1 protein-coding gene is annotated in these 2,778 nt (G+C 38.9%); it reads left to right on the top strand.

Going from position 1 to position 2,778, the window contains the following annotated elements; all coding sequences use genetic code 11:
- On the top strand, positions 1 to 2,778 hold a 2,778-nt coding region (locus G9H65_RS07945; RefSeq protein WP_166374819.1), incomplete at both ends, for a hypothetical protein.

Here is a 2,778-nt window from a genome sequence, read left to right as displayed (position 1 = left end):
ACGGAATAGCCCAAGTAGATTTGATTTTATACCAAGTGGAAACTGCGAATATCCAGGTAAGTGTTGGTAGCATATCAGCTAAATCAGCGTTTTCAATTCAGGTAAAATCTAATGCTGCTACTCATTTTTTCATCAGTGGCCAATCAAGTCAACAAGTTGGTGCCACCCAAACTTTGAGTATAAAAGCGGTAGATGCTTATGGGAATGATGCTATTGAATATTCAGGAACAAAAGCACTAACTTTTTTAGGAGCAAGTACAACAACTAACCCAATAAGTAAACCGAGTGTTTCTGGTGTAGATTTTGGTCAACCCGTTCAAGTGGTATTTACAAACGGAATAGCCCAAGTAGATTTGATTTTATACCAAGTGGAAACGGCGAATATCCATGTAACAGATGGTAGCATATCAGCCAAATCAGCTTTTTCGATTCAGGTAATATCTAATCCAGCTACTCATTTTGTGATTAGTGGAACTGCAACCCAACAAGCTGGAACATCACAGAAATTAAGTATTCAACTAATTAATAGTGAAGGGAAAGTGAATGCGCTTTATTCAGGAACCAAAACACTAACTTTTTCAGGAGCAAGTACTACGACTAACCCAATTAGTAAACCGAGTGTCTCTGGAATCGATTTTGGACAGCCTGTTCAGGTGGTATTTACAAACGGAATAGCCCAAGTAGATTTGATTTTATACCAAGTGGAAACGGCGAATATCCAGGTAACGGATGGTAGTATATCCGCCAAATCAGCGTTTTCGATTCAGGTAAAATCTAATGCTGCTACTCATTTTGTCATCAGTGGCCAATCAAGTCAACAAGTTGGTGCCACCCAAACTTTGAGTATAAAAGCGGTAGATGCTTATGGGAATGATGCTATTGAATATTCAGGAACAAAAGCACTAACTTTTTTAGGAGCAAGTACAACAACTAACCCAATAAGTAAGCCGAGTGTTTCTGGTGTAGATTTTGGTCAACCCGTTCAAGTGGTATTTACAAACGGAATAGCCCAAGTAGATTTGATTTTATACCAAGTGGAAACGGCGAATATCCATGTAACAGATGGTAGCATATCAGCCAAATCAGCTTTTTCGATTCAGGTAATATCTAATCCAGCTACTCATTTTGTGATTAGTGGAACTGCAACCCAACAAGCTGGAACATCACAGAAATTAAGTATTCAACTAATTAATAGTGAAGGGAAAGTGAATGCGCTTTATTCAGGAACCAAAACACTAACTTTTTCAGGAGCAAGTACTACGACTAACCCAATTAGTAAACCGAGTGTCTCTGGAATCGATTTTGGACAGCCTGTTCAGGTGGTATTTACAAACGGAATAGCCCAAGTAGATTTGATTTTATACCAAGTGGAAACGGCGAATATCCAGGTAACAGATGGTAGTATATCTGCCAAATCAGCGTTTTCGATTCAGGTAAAATCTAATGCTGTTACTCATTTTGTCATCAGTGGAAATGCGACCCAACAAGCTGGAACTTCACAAGTATTACAAATTCAGGCAATAGATGCTTACGGTAATATTGATACAGGGTTTATGGGAGGTTTCACAGATGTAAATCTAGTTTTCACAGGGGCCAATGCATCCAATAATCCAGTATTGAATCCCGTCGTTAAAGGTAGATATGAAACTGGAGCAATGAATCAAAGTCTAAGGGTATTGTTTAACAAAGGAATAGCATTAGTCGACTTAACACTTTATAAAGCAGAAAAAGCCTCAATTTCAGTCACTGATGGGGTGATTTTACACCAAGCACCATTAGCCATTCAAGTAAATGCTGGTTCAGCTACTCATTTTGTTATCAGTGGTCAATCAAGTCAACAAGCTGGTGCCATCCAAACTTTGAGTATAAAAGCTGTTGATGCCTATGGGAATGATGCTATTGAATATTCAGGAACAAAAACGCTAACTTTTTTAGGAGCAAGTACAACGACTAATCCAATAAGTAAACCGAGTGTATCTGAAATCGATTTTGGTCAACCCGTTCAGGTGGTTTTCACAAACGGAATGGCCGCATTAGATTTGATTTTATACCAAGTGGAAACGGCGAATATCCAGGTAAGTGATGGTAGCATATCTACCAAATCAGCGTTTTCGATTCAGGTAAAATCTAATGCTGCTACTCATTTTGTCATTAGTGGAATTGCAACCCAACAAGCTGGAAGCACCCAGTCGTTGAGTATAAAAGCGGTAGATGCTTATGGGAATGTGGATACAGGATTTATGGGAGGTTTTTCGGATGTAAATCTTGTTTTTTCAGGGGCCAATGCCTCCTTAAATCCAGTATTGAATCCTTCAGTTCAAGGTCGATATATAAAAGGGACATTCAATCAAGGTTTAGTCGTATTGTTAAATCAAGGAGTTGCATCAGTGGATTTGACTTTGTTTAGGGCAGAGCAGGCATCCATTGTTGTATCGAGTGGAGTTTTAGTCAGTAGTCCATTAGGGATTCAAGTAAATGCTAGCTCAACTACTCATTTTGTCATCAGTGGTCAATCAAGTCAACAAGCTGGAAGCACCCAGACTTTGAGCATAAAAGCGGTAGATGCTTATGGGAATGAGGCTATTGAATATACTGGAACAAAAACACTGACTTTTTCTGGGGCAAGTACAACAACTAACCCAATAAGTAAGCCGAGTGTCTCTGGAATCGATTTTGGACAGCCTGTTCAGGTTGTATTTACAAACGGAATAGCCCAAGTAGATTTGATTTTATACCAAGTGGAAACTGCGAATATCCAAGTAAGTGATGGTATTATAT

Origin of the sequence: Aquirufa ecclesiirivi, from assembly GCF_011250515.1 — a bacterium.
Taxonomy (GTDB): domain Bacteria; phylum Bacteroidota; class Bacteroidia; order Cytophagales; family Spirosomataceae; genus Aquirufa; species Aquirufa ecclesiirivi.
This window is presented reverse-complemented; position numbering and strand designations above follow the sequence as displayed.